22 protein-coding genes are annotated in these 22,555 nt (G+C 64.4%); 13 read left to right on the top strand and 9 right to left on the bottom strand.

Annotated features, from left to right (window positions below):
• Positions 1 to 3 precede the first annotated feature (3 nt).
• Complete coding sequence (locus EN808_RS29520; RefSeq protein WP_127871194.1) at positions 4 to 522, bottom strand: GNAT family N-acetyltransferase; 519 nt, start codon at positions 520 to 522, stop codon at positions 4 to 6.
• Positions 512 to 1,063, bottom strand: a complete 552-nt coding sequence (hslV, locus tag EN808_RS29515; protein ID WP_127279611.1) for an ATP-dependent protease subunit HslV — start codon at positions 1,061 to 1,063, stop codon at positions 512 to 514. The genes EN808_RS29520 and hslV overlap by 11 nt, the downstream gene beginning before the upstream one ends.
• A gap of 232 nt (positions 1,064 to 1,295) precedes the next feature.
• On the opposite strand from hslV, the gene hisB reads away from it, so the two are divergent.
• The 9 genes from hisB to EN808_RS29465 all read left to right on the top strand — a co-directional run bounded on the left by hisB (position 1,296) and on the right by EN808_RS29465 (position 8,748).
• A complete protein-coding gene (gene hisB, locus EN808_RS29510) occupies positions 1,296 to 1,895 on the top strand; it encodes an imidazoleglycerol-phosphate dehydratase HisB (protein ID WP_127871193.1) in 600 nt (199 codons plus the stop codon).
• A gap of 4 nt (positions 1,896 to 1,899) precedes the next feature.
• Positions 1,900 to 2,376 carry a DUF2628 domain-containing protein gene (locus EN808_RS29505; RefSeq protein WP_127871192.1) on the top strand — a complete coding sequence of 159 codons (477 nt, stop codon included), beginning with the start codon at positions 1,900 to 1,902 and terminating at the stop codon, positions 2,374 to 2,376.
• Position 2,377: 1 nt separating this feature from the next.
• Complete coding sequence (gene hisH, locus EN808_RS29500; protein ID WP_135917606.1) at positions 2,378 to 3,028, top strand: imidazole glycerol phosphate synthase subunit HisH; 651 nt, start codon at positions 2,378 to 2,380, stop codon at positions 3,026 to 3,028.
• Between the two features lie 265 nt (positions 3,029 to 3,293).
• Positions 3,294 to 4,043 (top strand): 1-(5-phosphoribosyl)-5-[(5-phosphoribosylamino)methylideneamino]imidazole-4-carboxamide isomerase, encoded by a 750-nt coding sequence (gene hisA / locus EN808_RS29490; RefSeq protein ID WP_135917604.1) that lies wholly within the window; start codon positions 3,294 to 3,296, stop codon positions 4,041 to 4,043.
• Positions 4,040 to 4,876 (top strand): arginase family protein, encoded by an 837-nt coding sequence (locus tag EN808_RS29485; protein ID WP_135917602.1) that lies wholly within the window; start codon positions 4,040 to 4,042, stop codon positions 4,874 to 4,876. Before hisA ends, EN808_RS29485 begins: the two co-directional genes overlap by 4 nt.
• Positions 4,873 to 5,667, top strand: a complete 795-nt coding sequence (hisF, locus tag EN808_RS29480) for an imidazole glycerol phosphate synthase subunit HisF (protein ID WP_189524194.1) — start codon at positions 4,873 to 4,875, stop codon at positions 5,665 to 5,667. The genes EN808_RS29485 and hisF overlap by 4 nt, the downstream gene beginning before the upstream one ends.
• Before the next feature lie 60 nt (positions 5,668 to 5,727).
• A complete protein-coding gene (locus EN808_RS29475) occupies positions 5,728 to 6,051 on the top strand; it encodes a phosphoribosyl-ATP diphosphatase (RefSeq protein ID WP_127280828.1) in 324 nt (107 codons plus the stop codon).
• A 24-nt stretch (positions 6,052 to 6,075) separates the two neighbouring features.
• Positions 6,076 to 7,035 (top strand): type I pantothenate kinase, encoded by a 960-nt coding sequence (gene coaA / locus EN808_RS29470; RefSeq protein ID WP_127280827.1) that lies wholly within the window; start codon positions 6,076 to 6,078, stop codon positions 7,033 to 7,035.
• A gap of 120 nt (positions 7,036 to 7,155) precedes the next feature.
• Positions 7,156 to 8,748 (top strand): hypothetical protein, encoded by a 1,593-nt coding sequence (locus tag EN808_RS29465; protein ID WP_135917597.1) that lies wholly within the window; start codon positions 7,156 to 7,158, stop codon positions 8,746 to 8,748.
• Between the two features lie 53 nt (positions 8,749 to 8,801).
• Here EN808_RS29465 and EN808_RS29460 read toward each other — a convergent pair whose 3' ends face one another.
• The 5 genes from EN808_RS29460 to EN808_RS36495 form a co-directional block, all read right to left on the bottom strand.
• Entirely contained in the window at positions 8,802 to 10,364 is a 1,563-nt protein-coding gene (locus EN808_RS29460) for a DegQ family serine endoprotease (protein WP_135917595.1), read from the bottom strand.
• Between the two features lie 188 nt (positions 10,365 to 10,552).
• Positions 10,553 to 11,272, bottom strand: coding sequence for an MBL fold metallo-hydrolase (locus EN808_RS29455; protein WP_135917593.1), 720 nt, complete (start codon positions 11,270 to 11,272; stop codon positions 10,553 to 10,555).
• 34 nt (positions 11,273 to 11,306) lie between these two features.
• Positions 11,307 to 12,473: a diphosphate--fructose-6-phosphate 1-phosphotransferase gene (locus EN808_RS29450; RefSeq protein WP_135862746.1), complete on the bottom strand. Its 1,167-nt coding sequence runs from the start codon at positions 12,471 to 12,473 to the stop codon at positions 11,307 to 11,309.
• A gap of 92 nt (positions 12,474 to 12,565) precedes the next feature.
• Positions 12,566 to 13,333: a L,D-transpeptidase gene (locus tag EN808_RS29445; protein ID WP_135917591.1), complete on the bottom strand. Its 768-nt coding sequence runs from the start codon at positions 13,331 to 13,333 to the stop codon at positions 12,566 to 12,568.
• A 250-nt stretch (positions 13,334 to 13,583) separates the two neighbouring features.
• Positions 13,584 to 13,733, bottom strand: a complete 150-nt coding sequence (locus EN808_RS36495) for a hypothetical protein (protein ID WP_167531394.1) — start codon at positions 13,731 to 13,733, stop codon at positions 13,584 to 13,586.
• Between the two features lie 110 nt (positions 13,734 to 13,843).
• Here EN808_RS36495 and EN808_RS29435 point away from each other — a divergent pair, with 110 nt between their 5' ends.
• Positions 13,844 to 14,467: a LysE family translocator gene (locus tag EN808_RS29435; RefSeq protein ID WP_135917589.1), complete on the top strand. Its 624-nt coding sequence runs from the start codon at positions 13,844 to 13,846 to the stop codon at positions 14,465 to 14,467.
• A 73-nt stretch (positions 14,468 to 14,540) separates the two neighbouring features.
• Here EN808_RS29435 and EN808_RS29430 read toward each other — a convergent pair whose 3' ends face one another.
• Positions 14,541 to 17,330 (bottom strand): autotransporter outer membrane beta-barrel domain-containing protein, encoded by a 2,790-nt coding sequence (locus EN808_RS29430; protein ID WP_135917587.1) that lies wholly within the window; start codon positions 17,328 to 17,330, stop codon positions 14,541 to 14,543.
• A 227-nt stretch (positions 17,331 to 17,557) separates the two neighbouring features.
• Here EN808_RS29430 and EN808_RS29425 point away from each other — a divergent pair, with 227 nt between their 5' ends.
• Both EN808_RS29425 and xylB read left to right on the top strand, forming a co-directional pair.
• Complete coding sequence (locus tag EN808_RS29425; RefSeq protein ID WP_135883886.1) at positions 17,558 to 18,883, top strand: tetratricopeptide repeat protein; 1,326 nt, start codon at positions 17,558 to 17,560, stop codon at positions 18,881 to 18,883.
• Between the two features lie 80 nt (positions 18,884 to 18,963).
• Positions 18,964 to 20,418: a xylulokinase gene (gene xylB, locus EN808_RS29420; protein WP_135917585.1), complete on the top strand. Its 1,455-nt coding sequence runs from the start codon at positions 18,964 to 18,966 to the stop codon at positions 20,416 to 20,418.
• A 263-nt stretch (positions 20,419 to 20,681) separates the two neighbouring features.
• Here the strand turns inward: xylB and EN808_RS29410 are convergent, their stop codons facing one another.
• On the bottom strand, positions 20,682 to 21,044 hold the full coding sequence (locus EN808_RS29410) for a nuclear transport factor 2 family protein (protein ID WP_127279346.1): 363 nt from the start codon (positions 21,042 to 21,044) through the stop codon (positions 20,682 to 20,684).
• Positions 21,045 to 21,156: 112 nt separating this feature from the next.
• Here EN808_RS29410 and xylA point away from each other — a divergent pair, with 112 nt between their 5' ends.
• Positions 21,157 to 22,482 (top strand): xylose isomerase, encoded by a 1,326-nt coding sequence (gene xylA, locus EN808_RS29405; protein ID WP_127871181.1) that lies wholly within the window; start codon positions 21,157 to 21,159, stop codon positions 22,480 to 22,482.
• Positions 22,483 to 22,555 lie beyond the last annotated feature (73 nt).

The raw sequence follows: 22,555 nt of genomic DNA, 5'->3' as shown, positions 1-22,555 counted from the left end.
GGATTACCCCTCTTGCGCGTCTTCGGCGTCGATCGCCATCAGCACGACGTCGCCATAGATCGATTGCCTGCGATCAATGGCCCGAAATCCCGCCTTTTCATAGGCGCGAATGGCCCTGATGTTGGCGGGATCGGGGTCGATGATGACGCGCGGCACGCCTTCCTCGAACAGGTCTTCGACGAACTGGCGCACGATCGCCGAGCCATGGCCGATGCCGACCAGTTCCGGCCGGCCGATCGAAAGATCAATGCCGAGCGTGCCGAACGGCTGATCGGAATAGGGATGATCGTCCTCCATATGGGGGTCGTAGCTTTGGAGATAAGCGATCGGCTTGCCGTCGAGCTCCACGATCAGCGGCTCGACGGAAATGCTGTCTATGTGATCGGCAATCTCTGCGATTTCCGTCTCCGGATCGTCCCACCACTCGGCGACATGCGGCTCGGCCAGCCAGCCGGCGATCATCGGCAGGTCCTTTTTGGTCACCGGCCGAAAATCGTAGGGCACCACCCTCTCAGGCGGCATCGAGCGTTTCGACGACGAAATTGTTGTTGGTGTAGACGCAGATGTCGGAGGCGATCTGCATCGCCTTGCGGGCGATCTCCTCGGCATCCTTGTCGGTGTCCATCAGCGCGCGCGCCGCGGCCAGAGCGTAATTGCCGCCCGAACCGATGGCCATGACGCCATGTTCGGGCTCCAGCACGTCACCATTGCCCGTCAGTGCCAGCGAGACCGACTTGTCGGCAACCAGCATCATCGCCTCCAGCCGGCGCAGATAGCGGTCGGTGCGCCAGTCCTTGGCGAGCTCGACGCACGCGCGGGTGAGTTGGTCAGGATACTGTTCGAGCTTTGCTTCGAGCCGCTCCAGCAGCGTGAAGGCATCGGCGGTGGCACCGGCAAAGCCAGCAATCACATTGCCGCCCTTGCCGATGCGGCGCACTTTGCGGGCATTGCCCTTCATGATGGTCTGGCCAAGGCTGACCTGGCCGTCGCCGGCGATCACCACCTTGTTGCCCTTGCGCACGGTCACGATCGTCGTGGCATGCATGGTCAATTCATTGGACATTTCCTGCTCCGAGCAGCGCCATCCCTTTAAAAGGCGATTTGGCGCGGTACGAGTGACTTTGATCGGCCATATGTATGCATGGGGCCAATGATTGCAAACCGCTCGATAGCGGCCGGGATCGCAACTGGCAATCGCCGGATCATGCTGCTAGAAGGCTCTCGTTTTCAAGCCAGCGAGCGCTTGAGGCCCGTGAACCGGTCGCGGTCTGAACCACTGGCACAAGGATAGAGTGATGGCGCCCCGTTCCGCCGATGCAAGCCGCAAGACCAGGGAAACCGACATCTCGGTGTCGATCCATGTCGACGGCTCCGGCAAATCGGACATCGCCACCGGCGTCGGCTTCTTCGACCATATGCTGGACCAGCTTTCCCGCCATTCGCTGATCGACATGACCGTCAGGGCCAAGGGCGACCTGCACATAGACGACCACCACACGGTCGAGGACACCGGCATCGCGCTCGGCCAGGCCTTGACCAAGGCGTTGGGCGAGCGGCGCGGCATCATGCGCTATGCCTCGATCGACCTTGCCATGGACGAGACGCTGACGCGTGCGGCGATCGACGTCTCGGGCCGCCCCTTCCTGGTCTGGAACGTTTCGTTCTCGTCGCCCAAGATCGGCACCTTCGACACCGAACTGGTGCGTGAGTTCTTCCAGGCGCTGGCGCAGAATGCCGGCATCACGCTGCATGTCACCAACCACTATGGCGCCAACAACCATCATATCGCCGAGACCTGCTTCAAGGCGGTGGCGCGCGCGCTGCGCGCCGCGCTCGAGCGCGATCCGCGCCAGCCCGACGCGGTTCCCTCCACCAAGGGTTCTTTGAAGGGATAGCCTCATGACCGCCTATGTCGTGATGGAGCCACCTGGCCGCAGCGAGAAAGTCGACATGACGACGTTGGTCCGCGACGGCTTCACCTGGCTCGGCCTGCTGGTGCCGCCGCTGTGGCTTGCCTGGCACCGGCTGTGGGTCGAAGCGGCGCTGGCCTTTGTCATCATGGGCGTGCTTTCGATGCTTGGTCAGAAACTTGGCCTCGGCGTCGCCGGCTCGCTGCTGTCGCTGCTCGTCTCGCTCTATGTCGGCCTGGAGGGCCAGGGATTGCGCATCGCGGCGATGCGCCGCCGCGGCTGGCATGAATGGGGCGTCGTCGAGGCCGGTCGGCTCGGGGACGCCGACATGCGCTATGCCCTTGAGATCGAAGGTCTTTCGGATGAAGCGGCACCCGCGCCGCGCATCGTTCCGGATGCCGCTCTGGCGCGCCCGGCGCAGCCCGGCATGGCGCTGGGGCTGACCCACATTCCGGGACGGCGCTGAGATGCGCGTTGCGATCATCGATTACGGTTCGGGCAATCTGCGCTCGGCCACCAAGGCTTTCGAGCGCGCCGCGCGTGAGGCCGGCATCGCGGCCGAGATCGACCTGACGGCCGATGCCGACCGTGTGCGCACCGCGGACCGCATCGTCCTGCCCGGCGTCGGCGCTTACGCCGATTGCGCGGCCGGCCTGCGCGCCGTCGAGGGCATGTGGGAGGCGGTCGAGGAGGTCGCCATCGCCAAGGGCCGGCCTTTCCTGGGCATTTGCGTAGGCATGCAGCTGATGTCGCAGCGCGGCCTCGAGAAGACCATCACCAACGGCTTCGGCTGGATATCGGGTGACGTCAAGGAGATCCAGCCTGCCGATCCGGCGCTGAAGATTCCGCAGATCGGCTGGAACACGATCGAATTGGGGCGTCGGCACCCGCTGTTTTCCGGCATTCCGACCGGGCCAGACGGGCTGCATGCCTATTTCGTCCACTCCTACCATCTCGATGCGAAAAACTCCGACGAGGTCCTTGCGGTTGCCGACTATGGCGGCCCGGTGACCGCCACGGTCGCCCGCGACAATCTGGCCGGCACGCAGTTCCATCCTGAAAAGAGCCAGGCGCTGGGCCTGGCGCTGATCACGAATTTCCTGCGCTGGAGGCCCTGATGAGCCATCCGCACCGACCGTTGGCGCTGCCCCTCATTGTCCTGCCGGACATTTCTCCCCGTATAAGGACGGGGAGAAAAACGCTGTCTTCGATGTTTTCGACAATTCTGAAAGAGGCGACGAGGCCGGAACTGCCCCCTTCTCCCCGTCTCTATACGGGGAGAAGTGCCCGGCAGGGCGATGAGGGGCAGCGCGGACCTGTGATGGATCGCAGCGCTCCACCGGCCAATTCGGGCGCCCAAACGTTCCAGGAGCCCCAAGCCGTATGATCCTGTTTCCAGCCATCGACCTCAAGGACGGCCAATGCGTGCGCCTGAAGCACGGCGACATGGCGACCGCGACCATCTACAATGACGATCCGGCCGCGCAGGCCAAGGCCTTCGAAGAGCAGGGTTTTGAGTGGCTGCATGTCGTCGACCTCAACGGCGCTTTCCAGGGCCAGAGCGTCAACAGCGCCGCGGTCGGCGCGATCCTGAAGGCGACGAAGAACCCCGTACAGCTCGGCGGCGGCATCCGCACGCTGGAGCAGATCGAGGATTGGCTCGACCGTGGGCTGGCCCGCGTCATCCTCGGCACGGTGGCGGTGCGCGATCCCGATCTGGTCAGGCAGGCCTGCAAGGCATTTCCGGGCAAGGTCGCCGTCGGCATCGATGCCAAGGCCGGCAAGGTTGCCGTCGAAGGCTGGGCCGAGGCGTCGAGCCTCGGCGTCATCGAACTTGCCAGGAAATTCGAAGGCGCCGGCGTGGCCGCCATCATCTACACCGACATCGACCGCGACGGCGTGCTGACCGGCATCAACTGGGACGCCACCATCGATCTCGCCGACGCCGTGTCGATCCCGGTCATCGCCTCCGGCGGGCTGGCTTCGATCGCCGACATCGTGCGCATGACCATGCCCGACGCACAAAAGCTCGAAGGCGCCATCTCGGGCCGGGCGCTCTATGACGGCCGCATCGATCCCGCAGAGGCGCTGGCCATCCTGCAGGGCAGGCCAGCGACGGAGACGCGGTCGTGAAGGTTTCGCTCATCCTGGCCTCCTATGACAGCGGCCACTATCATGGCGGCATGGGCCAGGGGCCCGACGCGCTGATCTCGGGCGGGCTGGTCGACGCCTTGACCCTTGCCGGCCATGACGTCACGGTCGAAGATATCGGCAGGGTCGGTGACGACCAGGAGCGCGAGATCGCCACGGGTTTCGCCGTCTGCAACGCCGTCTCGGGCGAGGTCCGCATCGCCCGAGACAGAGGGCGGTTTCCCATCGTGCTGGCCGGAAACTGCCTGACCAGTGCCGGCGCGGTAGCCGGCGAAGGCGCCGACGCCATCATCTGGGCCGACCAGCATGGCGACCTCAACACGCCCGAGACGTCCGTATATGGTTTTCTGGACGGCATGGCGCTGTCGACGGTGCTCGGCCTGTGCTGGCGTCCGATGGCATCGGCCATTCCCGGCTTCAGGCCGATCGACCCCGCGCGCTGCGTGCTCGTCAACGCACGCGATCTCGATCCGGCGGAGGAAAAACTTCTCGAAACATTGCCGGTCATCCGGACGGAATGTCCCGGCGTGGCGCAAGCGACGGAACAACTGAAGGCCGCCGGCGCCAACAGCGTGCACATGCATCTCGATCTCGACGTGCATGAACCCAAGGCGCTGCAGGCCAACCGCTATGTCGCATCAGGCGGACCGAACCCGGAGCAGCTGCGCCACGCTGCCTGCGCCATGGCGCTTGCGGTGCCGGTCGTCGGCATCACCGTTTCCGCTTACGATCCGGCCTTCGATGCCCAGGCCGACGTGCCGCCGCTGGTCGGCCAGTTGCTCAACGATCTGCTTGCCACGATAGAGGGCCGCTGATGCTGAAAGCCCGTGTCATCCCTTGCCTCGACGTCAAGGACGGCCGTGTCGTCAAGGGCGTCAATTTCGTCGATCTCATCGACGCCGGCGATCCGGTGGAGGCAGCCAAGGCCTATGATGCCGCCGGCGCCGACGAGCTCTGCTTTCTCGACATCACCGCTTCGTCGGACAATCGCGAGACCATCTTCGACGTCATCGCCCGCACCGCCGAACAATGCTTCATGCCGCTGACCGTCGGCGGCGGCGTGCGCCAGGTCTCCGACATCAGGAAATTGCTGCTGGCCGGCGCCGACAAGGTGTCGATCAACACGGCCGCGGTGAAGAACCCGGATTTCGTCGCCGAAGCCGCCGACAAGTTCGGCAACCAGTGCATCGTCGTCGCCATCGACGCCAAGAAAGTGTCGGCGCCCAATGAAGCCGACCGCTGGGAAACCTTCACCCATGGCGGGCGCGAAAAGACCGGCATCGACGCCATCGAGTTTGCGCGAAAAATGGTCGATCGCGGCGCCGGCGAGATCCTGTTGACCTCGATGGACCGCGACGGCACCAAGGCCGGCTACGACATCGCGCTGACCCGGGCGGTATCGGACGCGGTGCGTGCGCCAGTCATCGCATCGGGTGGCGTCGGCACGCTGGATCATATGGTCGAAGGCATTCGTGACGGCCATGCAGGCGCTGTTCTGGCGGCCTCCATCTTCCACTTCGGCACCTACACCATCGCGCAAGCCAAGGCGCATATGGCCGCGGCCGGCCTGCCGATGCGGCTGGACTCGCTGGGAAACAGGTCCTAGAGCATGTTCCTTGAACCGGCTTTCGGAAAAGAGCAGGCTTAAACAAGAAGATAGACTGACATGGCCGAGTTTTCGCTCTCCGACCTGGAAAAAATCGTCAGCGACCGCGCCCATTCCGGCGATCCGGACTCATGGACGGCCAAGCTGTTTTCGCGCGGCATGGACAAGGCGGCGCAGAAGCTCGGCGAGGAGGCGGTCGAGACCGTGATTGCCGCCGTCAAGGGCGACAAACAGGGCCTCGTTTCGGAAAGCGCCGATCTCATATATCATTGGCTCGTCGTTCTCGGCATAGCGGGCGTTCCGCTGAACGACGTGCTCAGGGAGCTCGAAGGCCGCACCGGGCGTTCGGGCATTGCCGAGAAGGCGTCACGGCCCAAGGGCTGACCGCGAGGGAGGGCAGGTATCTCGATGGATCAGCTCGCGCCAACCGAGAAATATTCCCCGTTTCGCTTTTTCTCGGCCGAGCAATGGTCGCAATTCCGCGCCGACACCCCGCTGACGCTGAGCGAGGACGAGTTCCGCCGCCTGCGGTCGCTCAACGACCCGGTCGACCTCGAAGAGGTCAAGCGCATCTATCTGTCGCTGTCGCGGCTTTTGTCGGCGCATGTCGAGGCGAGCCAGCTTCTTTTCAGGCAGCGCCAGGCCTTCTTCAATGCCGTCGATGTCGCCAAGACGCCGTTCATCATCGGCATCGCCGGTTCGGTCGCGGTCGGCAAATCGACCACGGCGCGCGTGCTGAAGGAATTGCTGGCGCGATGGCCGTCGAGCCCCAAGGTCGATCTCATCACCACGGACGGCTTCCTGCTGCCCAACGAGGTGCTGCGCCGCGAAAACCTGATGGAGCGCAAGGGGTTTCCCGACAGCTACGATGTCGGCGCGCTGCTGCGGTTCCTCTCGGGCATCAAGTCGGCGTTGCCCGACGTTCGCGCGCCGGTCTATTCGCACCTCACCTATGACGTCATCCCCGGCGAGTTCGTCACCATCGACCGGCCCGACATCCTGATCTTCGAAGGCATCAACGTGCTGCAGCCGGGCAAACTGCCGCAGGACGGCAAGATCGTGCCTTTCCTGTCGGACTTCTTCGACTTCGCCATCTATATCGATGCCGACGAGAAGCTGATCCACCAGTGGTATATTTCCCGCTTCATGCGGCTGCGCGAGACCGCCTTCCGCAATCCGGACTCCTTCTTCCATCGCTATTCGCGGCTGTCGGAGGATGCGGCCAAGGCGATCGCCGAGGGCCTGTGGACCAACATCAACCTGAAGAACCTGCGCGAGAACATCCTGCCGACGCGCGCCCGCGCCGACTTGATCCTGCGCAAGGGCGCCGACCACCTGGTCGAGGAAGTGGCGCTGCGCAAGCTCTAGGCTTTCAGAAAACGGTTCCGCTCGAACCGTTTCGATGCGACTGGCGTCCGATTAGAACGCCCTTAACCGATTGGTTGCTAGAACTCCGCCATATCAGCTGTTGTGGTGAAGGCCGTTGGCATGGATGCGCCGCTCATTGCCCCGGGCAAGCCGGCAAGCTTGAATTCCAGCCAGGCCGCGTCTCGTCTCGGTGCTCCGGCCGCTGCAACGTTGCTGATCGTCGCCTATGCGACCATCACCTCGCTTCTTCTACCGGTCAATGTCGACGTCTCCTGGCTGCTGACGGTCGGCGACCGCGTCCTCAATGGCGAACGCCTTTACGTTGATATTGCCGAGGCCAACCCGCCGTTTTCAACCTGGCTCTATCTGCCCTTCCTTGTCATGGAGCGGCTGACCGGGCTCGCGGCGGAACTCTGGCTGAGCGTTGGACTGGCGGCGCTGGCGGTTGCTTCAATCTGGTTTTCGGCCCGCATTCTCATCCAGGCCGATGAATCGCTCAAGCGATACGCCTGGCTCGCTCCGGTCGCGGTGTTTTGCGTGCTGTTCCTGCTGCCGCTGGATTTCGGCCAACGCGAGCAGATTTCCGTCATTGCCTTGCTGCCATGGCTGGCTCTGTTCTCGGTGCGCGATCACAGAGTGGACTTCCACGCCGGCAGCGCTGCCGAGCGGATCGTTGCGGGTGTAGGCGCCGCTGTCTTCGTCATGATCAAACCTCCTTACAGCGTGCTGGCGCTGGCGGTGCCGGCCCTGGTGGTTGCGCTGCAACGACGCTCATTGCGTCCGCTTTGGACGACGGAGAATGTCGTCGGCGGCTTCTTGACCGTCATCTATCTGACTGCGGTCGCAGTCTTCATGCGCCCCTTCTTCACCGATGTCTTGCCGTTGCTGCGTCAGGTCTATCTGCCGATGCGCGCGCCGGTCGTTGATATGTTGACGCTCTGGCCGATCGAAGCGTTCCTGGCAATGGCGGCGACCACGCTCGCAATGGCTCGCCCCGACCGTATTCATCGCGATGCGAAAATACTGCTTCTGGCCGGGACGGCTTATGTCCCCGCTTTCCTCATGATGGGCAAGGGTTGGACCTATCAGGCGCTGCCGTTCCTGACATTTGGCGCCTTGGCGTTCCTGCTCCAATTTGTCCGGCGGCCGCCGTGGCGGGACCTGACCATCTTGGCCAGGACCGGAACCGCGCTCGGCCTGCTTCTCTTGATACTGATCGCCCTTCAGGGACAGGTCTCAGCGCTGTTGCAGCCTCGCGGCGATCTGGACGCGGCGATAGCCGCCATCGCCATCGCCGTCGATCGCCCCACCGTCATGTCGATCGGCTCTCGGCTGCAGGTCGGCAACCCACTCGTGCGGGCGGTCGGTGGCCGCCTTGTCGGTCGTCACCCCTCCGCGTGGATGATCAGGGATTCCGAGCTGCTGATCGAGGCGGGGAGGGATCCGGTCACACGGAAGGAACTGCAGGCACTGCGGGACACATACATTCTCGATATTGCGAAGGAAGTGACCACCAAACGGCCGGACATCGTCCTTGACGATGGGACGGCGGTACCCAGTGCCCCGGTATTGCTGAAGATCGCGGACAACCCCCCTCCGCCGAGGCCACTTCGCGACAACCCCGCGGTCGCAGACGCGCTGCGGGGCTACCGCTTGCTGCTCCAGAATGGTTCGGTGACAGTGCTCATCCGCGCCGATACAGCGGCGCGCTAGCAGCTCGTAGCAGGTTCGTCGAACCTGCTACGAGCCAAATGCGGGATCACGGTTCAGCCATTGGCGAACGGGACGGCGACATAGATCTGGCTGCCCTCGCGTTCGACCAGCAGCAGCACCGACTTGCGGCCTGACTTGCCGGCCTGCGCGATGGCTTGCGTGACCTGCCTGGCGTTCTTCACCGGCGCCTGGTTGACGGCGACGATGATGTCGCCGGGCTGGATGCCGGCGGTGGCCGCGGCCTTGTCCGGGTTGACGGTGGCGACCACCGCGCCGCGCTCGTTGTCGGCCAGGTTCATCTGCTGGCGGATGTCGGGCGTGATGTCCATCAGGCCGAGGCCGATGGCCGGCGCGCGGGAGCCCTGTTCTGTCCCCGGCGCGCTGGAATCGCCGGTGGATGCCGTTTTCACATCGTCGCTGTTGCGGCCGACATCGACGGAAATCCGCATGGCCTTGCCCTTGCGCCAGACATCGAGTGTCTTCCTGGCACCCGGCGCGACGTCGGCGACGGCCCGCGACAGATCCTTGGGATCCTTGACGTCCTGTCCGGCGAAGCTGGTGATGACATCGCCGGTCTCGACACCGGCCTTGGCCGCGGGCGAGCCGTCATTGACCTGCGAGACCAAGGCGCCGGCGGGATGGTCGAGCCCGATGGCGCTGGCCACGTCCGGGGTGACGGGCTGGATCTCGACGCCGAGATAGCCGTATTCGATGTCGCCACCCTTCATCAGCTTGGCAACCACCTTCTGAGCCTGGTCCGATGGAATGGCGAAGCCGACACCGACGCTGCCGCCATTCGGCGAATAGATCGCCGTGTTGATGCCGACGACATTGCCGTTGACATCCACCAGCGGGCCGCCGGAATTGCCGTGATTGATCGGCGCGTCGATCTGAATGAAATCGTCGAAGGGCCCGCTGTGCAGGTCACGGCCACGCGCCGAGACGATGCCGGCCGTCACCGTGGTGCCGATGCCGAACGGATTGCCGATCGCCAACACCTGGTCGCCTGTCATGAGCTTGTCGGAGTCGCCCCATTTCACGGTCGGCAGCGACTTGCCCGCCTTGATCTTCAGCACGGCGAGATCGTTCTTGGCGTCGTGACCGACCAGCTTGGCCGGAAGCTCCGTGCCGTCGTCGAGCGTGACCTTGATCGAGGAGGCGCCGTCGACGACGTGGTTGTTGGTGACGATGGTGCCGTCGGCGCTGACGATGAAGCCCGAACCGAGCGCCTCGGCACGCGGCGACTGCTGCTGCTGTGGAGGCGTCTTTGGACCAGGCATGGCCTGATCGCCGAAGAACTGGCGGAAATAGTCGTCGAAGGGCGAATTGCCGCCAAAGGGCGAACCGTCAGGCGAACCTTCGCTCATGACTTCCGGCTGCCCTTTCATGACTGTCGTGACGGTGACGACAGCGGGCTTGGTCGCGGCCACGGTCGGCGCGAACGAGCCGCTCGGAGCCGTTATCCCTGCGACGGGGGTCTGCGTCGTCGCAACGACGTTGCTCAAGCCGCCATTGCCGGCATTTTGAGCCAAGGAGACGACGGCGGGGGAGATGATCAGCGCGGCGCCCAGCAGGGCGGCGACGCGATGCCGACGAAGAATACCAAGAGGTGACATGGTCGTTCTGTCCGGGCGAGGGTTGATCCGGCGCCGCGGGCGGCTCTTGGGAGAAGGCGCCCGTCAGCGTGTCGACGGCCGGGATGGCCTGTCTCGCCGTACATGGCGGCCGGCCGGATCGACATGAGGTATCTAGGGACCCGAATGGCCTGAATTAGGGTTTTTGCCCGACCTTACGAAGATTTAATTCAGAGCGCGCTTACGGATCGCAGATAGGCCGACGCGATTTCACGCATGCGCTTGCCGTCGAAACTCGGGCCGTGGCCGCCATGGCCGATGCGGATCGGCAGGTCGAGCAGGCGCCGCATCGTGCTGGCATAAGTGCCCCTGTCGGAATCCGGCAGATCGTCGATCAGCGTGTCGTCATAGATGGCGTCGCCACTAAAGAACAGGCCATCGGCCTCGTCGAACAGCGCGATCGAATCCGGCGAGTGGCCGGGAAGGTGCAGCACGCGAAATTGCCGGTCGCCGAGGTCGACCACGTCGCCCTCATCAAGGGTCCGCGTCAGCGGCGCCGATGGGATCTTGTAATCCACCGACTTCCAACCCGGCTCGGGCAGCTTCGAAACCGCGCCCTCGAGATCGTGAAACATGTAGGCGTAGGTCGCGGCCTCATCCATGCTCTCGAATTGCGCCGCGCTCATCCTTGGCCCGGCCCGCAGCGGAAATTCGTGCAGCGAGCCGACATGGTCGAGGTGGATATGGGTGGCGACGACCAGAAGCGGCTTGCCTGCGGGCGTCTCTATCTGCGGCGCCAGCGGACAGATGCCCATGCCGGTGTCGACCAGAAGGTCGGCGTCGCGACCGGTGAAATGCCAGATGTTGGCGCGCACATAGTCGTGCACGAACGGCTCGGTCAGCATCATCGTCCTGTCGTCGACGATGCGCTTGCTGAACCAGTTTTCCATCAGGCGGCACCAGGCATTAATTCCAAGCCCAAGATCAGACGAACGGTTTTCCGACCTTGTATTTTTCCGGCACCAGCCGCTTGAGATAGGCCATGCCGGTCTCGGACAGTTGGTTGGCGTCGGACTTCATGAAATCGTCGGGCATGTGCCGGGTCTTGCCGGCGACGTTCTTCAGCGGCACCTTCTTCAGCACTATTTTGCTGCCATCATACTGCAGCGCGACCGAGCCGCCGCCCTGCTCGGCGACGCCGACGGCGAAGGCGCCGGCATCGAAGGCCTCCTGCGCGTCGACCGCGCTGATGGCGCCGACATAGCCGCGCGGCATGTAGCCGAGTGCGTCGACGCGGGCGCGCTTGCCCGGCAGCCCTTCGGCCAATGCCCGTTCGAGCGCCGCAGGCAGGTCGCTGCCCGACAATTTGACGTTGCCGTGCTGGTCGCGTTCGAGCTTGTCCGCCGGCACCAGGCTTTCGACCAGCGCCTTGCCGTCGGCGGTGCTGACGCCTTCCGACACGGCGACGATACAGCGCTTGTGGCGGTCGAGCGTGGCGCGCACGTCCTCGATGAAGCCTGCGGCGGAGAACGGCCGCTCCGGCGCGTAGACGAGATGCGGGCCGCTGTCGGGGTCGAGCTGCCAGGCCGCGGCGGCCGCGGTCAGGAAGCCGGCATGCCGGCCCATGACGATGCCGACATAGATGCCGGGCAGCGCGCGAAAATCGAGGTCGACCGACAGGAAGGCGCCGGCGACGAATTCGGCCGCCGAGATGAAGCCCGGCGTGTGGTCGTTTTCCTCGAGATCGTTGTCGATGGTTTTCGGCGCATGGACGAAAGCGATCTTGCCGCCGGCGGCATCGGTCAGGATCTGCTGCGTGCCCGAGGTGTCGTTGCCGCCAATATAGATGAAGGCGTCGGCGCCCGCCTTCTGCAGGCCCTTCAGGATGACCTCGCAATAGGCAGCATCCGGCTTGTCGCGCGTCGAGCCCAGTGCCGCGCTCGGCGTTCCGGCAATCAGCCGCAGCCGGTCCTCGGGAATGGCCGAAAGGTCGACATAGTTGCCGTCACGAATGCCGCGCACGCCGTGGATCGAGCCCAGCACCTTGGCGCCGGGATGGCGCTTGCGGATCTCCAGAGTGGCGCCCACCACCGTCTGGTTGATGACGGCGGTAGGGCCGCCGCCCTGCGCGATAACAAAAGTTCCGGCCATTCCTGACGTCTCCCGAGGTTTTCAAGGCACCTTGGCCTGTCTTCTCGCCTCGCGCAACGGAAGAGTCTGGCGGCCGCAAAACGTGGCCACGATCACATGACGACGACGGGGTTTTTCTTCGATACCCGGCTGTAGAGGTCGATGATGTCCTGGTTGATCAGGCGCACGCAGCCCGACGACATCGCCTGGCCGATGCTCCACCATTCGGGCGAGCCGTGGATGCGGTAGCCGGTGTCCTTGCCGTCCTGGTAGATGTAGAGCGCGCGGGCGCCGAGCGGATTGGTGAGGCCGCCGGGCTGGCCGCCCTGCCACTTCGCCAGTTCCGGCTTGCGCTGGATCATTTCGGGCGGCGGCGTCCAGGTCGGCCATTCGCGGCCGTACTGGATGTTGGCCCGGCCGGACCAGCGGAAACCGTCCTTGCCGATGCCGACGCCGTAGCGGATGGCGTCGCCACCCGGCTGGACGAGATAGAGCATGCGCTCCTTGAGATGCACGACGATCGTGCCGGGGGCCTCGCCTGTCGTATCGACGACGATCTGGCGGCGGAATTCCGGCTTCACCTTGAGATAGGGCACCTCGGGCACGTTGAAGCCGTTGTCGGTCAGCGCGGCATACATGACGTCGGCGCTGGTGATGTTCTTGTCGACGCTGATCGAGGGCCGGATCGGCACCGACCCGGTGACCGTATCGTCGAGCTGGAGCGCCGGCAGGCCGCCGCCACCCGAAGTCGAGCAGCCGGCGACGCCGAGCAGCGCCAAGGCGCCCGCCCCGGACAGGACGGCGCGGCGGGAGAGGAGAAGATCGGTTTCGATTGCGTCGCCGTTTCGCGGCGGCGTCGGACCTTGCGGCAACTCACGCATATACCCAAACCCTACGCTGTCGGCGGGAAGCACGGTCCGGCCGGATAGCGGGCATTTTCATCATTCATGGTTGATAAAGCGTGAATGCCTTGCGCTGCTTGCGTTTGCGCATTGCCGGAAACGCCGTTCCGCCCTCCCGGCGACCGTCATCCAGTGTCAGGCACAAAATCACCCCTGTCAGGTCACAATCCCGGCGCTGGTGTTTCCTACCTCTCCCGATGATCAGCGAGCGGCCTCCATGTGCAAGACGTTAAAAACCGACATCAAGCTTTTTGCCGCTGCCATTGTCGCGGCCGCCACGGTTCTCGGTGCCAATGTCAGCCTGGCCGATATCGTGAGCACGCTGGGCGGCGCGAACTGACACCGGGCTGCCGCTGGCGCAATTGATGTCGTAGTCCATAAGGTCGTACCGGTTGCCCGACCGGAATGCGCAAAAAACAAAGATTCGGCCCTTTACATTCTTCGGGACCCAAGGATTTATCCTCTTCTTTGAGCTCAAAGGAGACGAGCATGTCCTTCGAAAACTGGGCCGCCTTCGCTGCCGCGTCGACCATCCTCCTTGTCATCCCGGGCCCGACCATCCTTCTGGTCGTGTCCTATGCGCTGGGCCAGGGCTGGCGCACCGCCTTGCCGATGGCCGTCGGCGTGGCGCTCGGCGACTTCACCGCCATGACCTTGTCGATGCTGGGCATCGGCGCGCTGCTGGCGGCTTCCGCTGGTGTCTTCACCGTCCTGAAGCTGATCGGCGCCGGCTATCTGATCTATCTCGGCGTGAAACTGTTCCGCGCCGGCGGCACGCTGAAGGCCGAACCGCGCACCGACGCGGTGTCTTCGGCCAAGATGATGGCGCATGCCTGGCTGGTCACCGCGCTCAACCCGAAGAGCATCACCTTCCTCGTTGCGTTCCTGCCGCAGTTTCTCGACCGGCATGCCAGTTTCTGGACGCAGATGCTGGTTTTCGAGACGACCTTCCTGGCGCTCGCCTTCGCCAACGCCTTCGGTTACGCGCTGATCGCGGCACGCGCCCGCAACGTGGTGCGCAATCCCAGGGCGATCCGCATCTTCAACCGCACCGGCGGCACGCTGCTGGTCGGCGCCGGCATCGCCACGGTGGCGATGCGGTCCGGCAATTGAGAAAGCAGGCGCGGCCAAGGCGTGTTGAGATTCAGGTCAGGCTGGCACTAGCTGAACATCAGCACAGCTTGCTTCACCATTTGACGCTGAAGCCCAGATTGCCCTCGAGGATGCGGCGTTTGTCGCCGTCAAGGTTGGTGGTGTAATCGCCGGTGGCGAAGATGCTGACCTTGTCCGTCACCTTGGCGACGATACCGCCGCCGAACTCGAACGAGGTCGACCTGCCCTCGGTCGAGATGTCGGTGGTGTCGAAGCTGACACGGTCGGTGCCGCCGAAATCATGCCAGATATTGGCCTTGAGATAGGGCTGCAGCGCTATGCCGTTGACAGAAGCCTCGCCCTGCAACCGAGCGCCCAGCCGGCCGGTGACGCTGCCGTCGCTATCGAATGAGACCGACGAGAAACGGTCCTTGGTATCGTCGAGCGACAGATGCTGCCAGATCAGTTGCGCCTGTGGTTCCAGCGTCCAGCCCTGCGCCAGCGCTATGGGATAGCCGCCCTCCAGCGAGGCGGTGACACCTGTTCCGCCAATGTCGATGCCAACGTCGCGCGACGACGTCGCGTCGCCGCCGAAGAAGGTGGCCATGAGCACCCCGTCGAGGTACCAGCCGCCCTGGCCGATGCGGGTCCAGTAGCCGCCGACGCTGGTGCCGCTGACATCGAGCCCGCCCACGGACAGATCATTCTGCCCCAGAGCCTGGCCGCGCACGTCACCCTTCATGCTGGCATAGGCGACGAAGAGGCCGGCGCGATCGAAGCCGCCCGAAGCGGTTTCGCGGCCGAAGACGTCGAAGCCCGCCTGCAGGCCGAACAAGGTGCCGTCGAAAGACGACGACACCGTTCCCGACCAGCCCATTTTGGCGTCCTGGCCGTAGATGCGGCCCCAGACAGGCGACAGCTCGGCGTTCGACAACAGACTCTGTTCGCCGCGCCGCTCGTGGAAGGTGCCGAGCGTCGTCATCGCAAGGTGCTCGGCCACCGGCGGCAAGGCCGAATAGGTGGGCACCTCGATGCGGTAGAGCAGGATCGTCTCGCCGGCAGCCGGCGTCGGCAGGTCCGGAACGGCGGTCGGCACCACCGGTGGTGGCGGTGGTGGATCAGCCGGCGGCGCTGGCGGCGGTGGCGGCGGCGCCTCGGGTTCGGGGTCGCTCGCCTGCACCGGCGGTGTCGAATCGACCGGCGGATTGTTGATGTCGCCATCGGTCGGCACCGGCACCGGCGGCAACTCGGACGGCGGCGGCGGCGGCTCGGACGGCGGCGGCTCCGGCTCTGGTTGCGGCGCCGGTTCGAGCGCCGACGGCCCGGCGGCCGGTGTTGCCGGTGTGTTCAGCGTCGAACGCAGATACCAGTTCTCCGCGCTGCCGGCGCTGACGCCGCCCTTGAAGAGATAATATTCGAAGGCGCCGGCGGCGACCGGCGCATCGAGGGCAAAGGCGCTTGCGCTCGACGTGGCGCCGTTGACCGCCTGGACGAGCATGATGCCGTCGGACGTGGTCTGCGCCCCGGCGCCGCCGACATTGACCACAGCGATGCCGGTCGAGCCGGAGGCCGTGCCGCCGGACAGCACCAGCCGGTCGGAAGCGGAGCTGTCGTCGCCAAGCTCGGTCTGGAGGAGGAGCAGCCCGCCCATGCCGACATACTTGCCCGATATGGTCAGGCGATCGGAAGCGCCGGTGCCGCCGTTGGTCAGGTCGATGCGGCCGGCATTGACCACATCGGCCAGTTGGCCCGAGGTGAAGGCCTGGATGGAACTGTTGAAGCCACCGCCGCCATAGAGCGTGCTTGCCTGGTCGACGCTGAGCCTTCCGGTGCCCGTGCCGCTGTCGCCCAGTACGAGATTGCCGTCGAGGATCAACTGGGTATCGTTGGTGGCGTCTATGGTTTCCCAGTTCTGGACCCTGGCGATGCCTTCCAGCTTGACGTTGTCGAAGGTAAGCGCATCGGTGCCGAGGCCGCCATTCAGCGCATCGGCTCCGCCGAGATTGGCGTTGGTGAGATTGCTGAGTTTGGCGGTATCGTTGTCGGCGCCGAGGTCGACCGAGCCATAGATGATGCCGCCGCCGTTCCAGACGAAATTGTCCGCGCCGAAGCTCATCAGCACATCGCCGCCCACCGTGCCGCCTGTGATCGTCACGCTGTCGTTGCCGCCGCTGACGCTGATGTTGCCGCCGATCGTGCCACCGGAGAGAATGATGGTGTCCTGATCGAAGCCGGTGACGAGGTTGCGGTCGATGATGCCGCCCGACATGTTGAAATAGTTCTTGTCGAGCTTCATGTTGACGCGGCCGATGCGGCCGCCGGTCATCACGGCACGGTCGCCATCGTCAAAGAAATCGACGATGCGGCCGCCCGTCATGGTGAAGGTGTCCAGCCCGTCGCCCTGGTTCAGCGAACCGACCTGGCCGCCGCTCATGCTGAAGTCGTCGATGCCGGCGCCCTGCTGGACATTGCCGGCGACCGTGCCGCCGCCGATGGCGAAGAAATCCGTGCCGGCGCCCTGATCGACCGCGCCGGTGATGGTGCCGGACTGCATGTCGATGCGGTCCGTGCCGGCGCCGAATGTGACATTGCCGCTCACCTGGCCGGTGCCGCCAGCCGGGAAGGTCAGCGTGTTGTTGCCGCTGGTATCGTTGAGGCTGCCGCTCGAATCGCCACCATCGCAAGTGAAGGTGTCATTTCCCGGAGACGGAACCAGCACGCATGCCGCGAAGGCCGCGGAGCCAGGCAGCAACATAAGCGCTGTAGTTGCAAGTAAGCTAATAAACCCAGGATTGATTCGCCTAGGCCTTCGCCGCGTCAAAGAAATAGCCTCGCCGATGTGCTCCGAACCGCTGTTCGGAGGCTGTATTTCAAAGTGCCGCATCGCGTCCCCTCTCAGATCGCGATTTCAAGCCCCTTACCCGCGCCGCATTGAAGCCACAATTCGTCCAGTTTTACAAAGCCTAATCTGCCTCTCATGGTTGATGAACTGCAAAAATAACTGACATGGCGCAGATGTGCCCGTGAAATGGCATCGCCTTCGCCCATGCTTTAAGATGATGTTGGACCGAGGGGCATCATGCTCATCCGGGTCTGACCAAGGACTCTCGCATGCCAATCAAAGACACATTCGGCTTGGCAGTTTCGGGCGCGACGGAAGCCGGATTCGCGCTCTACGGCCAGGCCGTGCGCGAATTGCAGTGTTTCATCGGCGATCCGGTCAACTCCGTCGATCGCGCCATCGCGCAGGACCCCGGTTTCGTCATGGCGCATGTCTTCAAGGGCTATCTCTTCGGCCTTGCCACCGAGCCGGAAGCTACGGCCGTGGCCAGGACCTGCCACGAGGCGGCGCTGCCGCTTGCCGCGACAACGCGCGAACGGGCGCATGTCTCAGCCCTCGGCCACCTCGCCAACGGCCGCTGGCATCAGGCTTCCGGCATCCTTCAGGACATAGCGATCGATTTCCCGCTCGATGCCGTGGCGCTCCAGGTCGGACACCAGGTCGATTTCTTCACCGGCAACGCCCGCATGCTGCGCGACCGCATCGCCCGCGCCCTGCCGTCATGGCAGGCGGACATGCGGGGTTACCACGCCATCCTCGGCATGCAGGCCTTCGGGCTCGAAGAGATGGCTGAATACGCACAGGCCGAAAGGCTGGGTCGCAGAGCGGTCGAGATCGAACCGCGCGACGGCTGGGCGCAACATGCGGTGGCGCATGTGATGGAGATGCAAAGCCGGCAAAGGGACGGCATTGCCTGGATGCGTGCCGATCCCGATGCCTGGACCAAGGAGAGCTTCCTCCAAGTGCACAATTGGTGGCACCTGGCACTGTTCCACTACGATCTCGGCGAGACCGGCGAGGTGCTGGCGCTCTATGACGGACCGATCTACGGCGCCAGATCGACGCTGGCGCTCAACATGGTCGATGCATCGGCAATCCTGTGGCGGCTTCATCTCGGTGACGTCGATGTCGGCGACCGCTGGGCGGCGCTGGCTGCCAATTGGGTGCCCAGGGCCGCATCCGGCAATTACGCGTTCAACGACGCCCATGCGATGATGGCCTTTGTCGGCGCCGGGCTCGACGCCCCGGCCCGGACCTTGCTCGAGGCCCAGCGCGAGGCGATGCGGGGCGATGCGGACAATGCCGCTTTCACGCGGGATGTGGGGCACCCCCTGACGCTTGCGATCAAGGCGTTCGGGGAGGGCAATTACGCCGAGACCATCCGATTGATCCGGCCCATCCGGGCGATCGCCCATCGCTTTGGCGGCAGCCACGCGCAGCGCGACGTCATCGATCTCACGCTGATCGAGGCCGCCCTGCGCGCCGGCGACGGCGCGCTCGCCAAGGTGCTGACGATGGAGCGCTCGATGGTACGCCCGGACAGTCCGCTGTCGGCGCTGTTTTCGAGACGCGCCGCGGATTTGTCAGAGAATTGACCCGGAACGGATCTTGCCTTAAAAACTGGCTGAAGCATATTTTTCGGAATCCGAAAAAAATAAGAACGTGGGAGGAAACCATGTATCTCGGCCTCGACCTGGGGACATCGGGCGTCAAGGCGCTGCTGATCGATGCCGGACAGGGCGTCATCGGCTCCGGCCATGGCACGCTTGATGTTTCGCGCCCGCATCCCGGCTGGTCCGAGCAGGATCCGCTGCACTGGATACGCGCCTGCCAAGACGCGATCGCCGAACTGAAGGCGTCGCATCCCGGGCAGTTCGCGGCGGTTAAGGGCATCGGCCTGTCCGGCCAGATGCATGGCGCGACCTTGCTCGACGCGGCCGATCAGGTGCTGCGTCCCTGCATCCTCTGGAATGACACGCGCAGCCATGTAGAGGCGGCCGCGCTCGACGCCGATCCACGCTTCCGCGCGCTCACCGGCAACATCGTCTTTCCTGGCTTCACCGCGCCGAAGCTGGCCTGGGTGAAGAACAACGAACCCGCTGTCTTCGCCAAGGTAGCAAAGGTGCTTTTGCCCAAGGACTTCCTGCGGCTTTGGCTGACCGGGGAACACATTTCCGAAATGTCTGATGCAGCCGGTACGTCCTGGCTCGATGTCGGCAAGCGCCGCTGGTCGGCGGACCTGCTCGCGGCGACATCGCTCGACGAGAGCCATATGCCGGCGCTGGTCGAGGGCACCGCGAAGGCTGGCGGGCTGCGCGCCGAACTCGCCTCGCAATGGGGTATCGCGGCCGGCATTCCGGTGGCTGGCGGCGCCGGCGACAACGCGGCTTCCGCCTGCGGCATGGGCACGGTCCGCGCCGGCCACGCCTTTGTCTCGCTCGGCACGTCGGGCGTGCTGTTTGCCGCTAACGCCGCCTATCTGCCCAATCCGGCAAGCGCGGTGCATACCTTCTGCCATGCGTTGCCCAACACCTGGCACCAGATGGGCGTCATCCTGTCGGCGAGCGATTCGCTCAACTGGCTGTCGGAGATCACGGGCAGGGGCGCAGGCGAGTTGACGTCGGAACTCGGCGAGACGCTGAAAGCGCCGACCGGCGTGTCCTTCCTGCCCTATCTTTCGGGCGAGCGCACGCCACACAATGATTCCGCCATTCGCGGTTCCTTCACCGGCCTCGCGCATGAATCGGGCCGCGCCGTGCTGACCCAGGCCGTGCTCGAAGGCGTCGCCTTCGCCTTCCGCGACAGCCTCGAAGCGTTGAAGACAGCCGGCACCACCTTGACGCGGGTGACGGCGATCGGCGGCGGCTCGCGCTCGCGCTATTGGCTGAAGGCCATCGCCACCGCGCTGCAGGTGCCGGTCGACATCCCCGCCGACGGCGATTTCGGCGCCGCGTTTGGGGCTGCGCGGCTTGGCCTTATCGCCGCGACAGGGGCGGATCCGCTGGCCGTGTGCACGGCGCCGAAGACAGACGCCACGATCGAACCGGATGCGGCGCTCGGCAACGCCTATGCCGATGCCTATCACCGCTACCGGGCGCTTTACCCGGCGATCAGGGCTGTAACCGCGTGAGTTGGGGCGTGTCCCACCCTCTTTATCAGGGCGCCGGCGCTGCCCCTCACCTGCCTGCCGGCATCCTCTCCCCGCGTAGGGACGGGGAGAGGGGCGCTCCCGTCACCGGTTTCGCCAATCACCAGCGTAGTGACGAAGGCGCCAAGGTTGCGGCCAGCCCCCTTCACCCCGTCACTATACGGGGAGAAGTGCCCGGCAGGGCGATGAGGGGCAGCACCGACTTTGGCGATTGGTATTCTCCACCACGTCTTGACGAGGTGACCTCACTGCGCCGGCACCTTGTCGAGGAAGCCGGTCACGCTTTTCAGGCGACCGTCCTCGATGACGCCGATGTCGGTGCCTTCGATGACGGACGGGACCCCTTCCGGCCCGAGATTCCACGAAAACCGGATCTTGTCGGCAAAGCCGTCCGGAGTGCCCTTCAGCGAGAAGCGGAAGCCGGCAAAGCGCTGCTGCACGCCGTCGATCAGCGCCGCGACGCCTTCATGGCCGTCGCCCTGCATGAGCGGATCGCGATAGCTGATGTCTTCGGTGAAAACAGCCTTGAGCAACGCTGCCCGGCGGCCGGCATCGCTCTCGTTCCAGGCGGTGATGTAGTTTTGGGCGATCGTGTTGAGGTCGGTCATGATCTGTCTCCTTCGTTTGACGGTTTTGACGTGACCGTTTTCGACCAGCACCGGCGTGAAACCAATTACGCCTGAGGTAATCAGGCAAAACTATCTTGGAGAGGAAGAGAACATGAGCAGCGGCTTTTTCGGCGACATCCAGAAGATCAAATATGAGGGACCGGATTCGACCAATCCGCTGGCCTATCGTTTCTACAATCCCGACGAAGTGGTGGCTGGCAAGCGTCTGGAAGACCATCTGCGCTTTGCCGTCGCCTACTGGCATTCCTTCGCCTGGCCGGGCGGCGACCCGTTCGGCGGCCAGACCTTCGACCGTCCCTGGTTCCCCAAGGCCGGCGGCGTCGACACGATGGAACTGGCGAAACTGAAGGCGGATGTGGCCTTCGAGATGTTCTCGCTGCTCGGCGCTCCCTATTTCTGCTTCCATGACGCCGATGTACGGCCCGAGGGCAAGGATTTCTCCGAAAGTGCGGCCCGGCTGGATGAAATCGCCGATTATTTTGCCGGAAAGATGAAGCAGACCGGCGTCAAGCTTCTCTGGGGCACGGCGAACCTGTTCTCCAACCGCCGCTTCATGTCCGGTGCCGCGACCAATCCCGATCCGGATGTGTTCGCCTATGCGGCTGCGACGGTGAAGAGCTGCATCGACGTCACCAAGCGGCTGAAGGGCGAGAACTACGTGCTGTGGGGCGGGCGCGAGGGTTACGAGACCCTGCTCAACACCGACCTTGCCCGCGAGCAGGAACAGGCCGGCCGCTTCCTGAACCTCGTCGTCGACTACAAGCACAAGATCGGCTTCAAGGGCACGATCCTGATCGAGCCGAAGCCACAGGAGCCGACAAAGCACCAATATGACTACGACGTCGCGACCGTTTACGGCTTCCTCAAGCGCTTCGGCCTGGAAAAGGAGGTCAAGCTCAACATCGAGCAGGGCCACGCCATCCTGGCCGGCCATTCCTTCGAGCACGAACTGGCCCTGGCCAATGCGCTCGGCGTCTTCGGCTCGATCGACATGAACCGCAACGACTACCAGTCGGGCTGGGATACCGACCAGTTCCCCAACAACGTGCCGGAGATGGCGCTCGCCTACTACCAGGTCCTCCAGGCCGGCGGCTTCAAGACCGGCGGCACCAATTTCGACGCCAAGCTGCGCCGCCAGTCGCTCGACCCGCAGGACCTGCTGATCGGCCACATCGGCGGCATGGATTCTTGCGCGCGCGGCCTCAAGGCGGCGGCCCGCATGGTCGAGGACAAGGCATTGTCGGGCCCGCTCGCCGAACGCTACGCCGGCTGGAACAGCGCCGAGGCCAAGGCGATGCTGTCGGGCAAGCGGACGCTGGAAGAGATCGCCGAACGCGTGGTGAAGAAGAAGATCGAGCCGCAGCCGCGTTCCGGCCGCCAGGAACTGCTCGAAAACATCGTCAACCGCTACGTCTGACGCTGCCTGGCCGTCGGCAATCCAAGCCGGCGCACTATGCGATTCGAAAGCTTGGCGCGCGGAAACATTTTGC

Origin of the sequence: Mesorhizobium sp. M8A.F.Ca.ET.165.01.1.1 (assembly GCF_004792065.1) — a bacterium.
Lineage (GTDB): Bacteria > Pseudomonadota > Alphaproteobacteria > Rhizobiales > Rhizobiaceae > Mesorhizobium.
Note: the sequence above shows the minus strand (reverse complement) of the source record. Positions and strands in the feature narration are given on the sequence as shown.